Source organism: Streptomyces sp. NPDC055078 (genome assembly GCF_053607985.1).
On record NZ_JBSGUP010001105.1, the window covers coordinates 1 to 1,393 of the forward strand.

Below are 1,393 nucleotides of genomic sequence, written 5' to 3' on the forward strand. Positions count from 1 at the left end.
GACCCCGCCTGGCGGCGCGGGGGCGGCCATTTCAGCCACGCCGAAGGTCCCGCTTTCAGCGGAGGCAGCCATGTCAGCCACGCCAGCGCCTGGTATTTCAGCCCCGCCGGCGATTGAGGCGCGGGGCGCGGGGCGGAGCCCCGCCGAGGGTGCCGCCTTCAGCGGAGGCGGGTGAGGACACGCGCCCCGGCCTGCCCACGCCCCGCGCGGGGCATGGCATCGCATGGTCACGGCGTCCGTACACCGTCCAAGAACGGCTCAATCGCGGCGAGCCAGCTCTCCGGCTGGTCGTAGTGCACCAGATGCCCCGCGTCCGCCACCTCCGCGTACTCGCCGCGAGGGAGGACCCGCACCATCTCCTGGGCCTCGGCACGGCCCAGTTCGCCGTCCAGGCCGCGGACCACCAGGGTCGGGCAGCGGACCTGGGCCAGCTCGTCCCAGTGGGCGTCATGGATCCAGGTCTCGCGCGACCTGAGCATCTGGCGGCGGGAGAAGACGGGCCGCCAGCCGTCCGCGCGCTCCGCCATGACCTCGGCGTAGAACTCGCCGCGACCCGGGGTCGGACGCTCCACCCAGGGGTCGTCCTCGCCGAACCACTTGCGGACGTCCGCCAGCGTCGCGAACGGGACCGGCCAGGCGCGGAACCAGTCCTCCCACACCCGCTGCGATGCCGCCCCCAGCGCGGAGGCCCGCATATCGCAGATGACCAGGGCCCGAACCAGATCGGGTCGCCTGGCCGCGAGCTGCCAGGCCGTCAGCGCGCCCATGGAGTGGCCGATCAGCGTCACCGGGGCGAGGTCCAGCTGTTCGACCGCCGCCTCGACGTCGGCCACGAACGCCTCGCGCGTGAACGGCCCTTCGGACGGCTTGTCGCTGCGGCCGTGGCCCCGCTGGTCGAGCGCGACCGCCCGGTGCCGTCCGGCCAGCCGCCGGGCCGTGGGCGCCCAGTGGGAGGCGCGGCCCATCAGCCCATGGAGCAGCAGAACCCCCGGTACGCGCTCGTGTCCGGCGCTCCCGCCGGGGTCGCCGCCGGGGTCGCCGCCCTTCGGCGGGTCGGCGTACTCCCAGGCAGCGAGGCGTACGCCACCGGCTCCGGTCACATCGATGCGCCGCACCATATGCCTGGCACCCCCATCTCTCCCCCAGGTCGTCCTGCTCGGCCGCGTACCGGTCGCATCACCACACCAGCTTATCGAACTTGCGTTCGAAAGCATGGCTCTGGCGTGCAACACCCCTCGTTCGAGTGACCACCCTCAAGGATTGACTCCCGTCGCCGAGGGGAGATCTTCTGCGGGAGGCGGGCCGCTCGGGGAAGACGGTCCGAGGGGATTGACCCTGGGAGCTCGGGGCTCCGGGTCAGCGCAGGGGAGGACAGGCTCCGGCACCCAAGGGT

1 protein-coding gene is annotated in these 1,393 nt (G+C 73.0%); it reads right to left on the bottom strand.

The features are described 5' to 3' along the window. Positions 1-227: 227 nt before the first annotated feature. Entirely contained in the window at positions 228-1,118 is an 891-nt protein-coding gene (locus ACWF94_RS40495) for an alpha/beta fold hydrolase (protein ID WP_453500296.1), read from the bottom strand. Positions 1,119-1,393 lie beyond the last annotated feature (275 nt).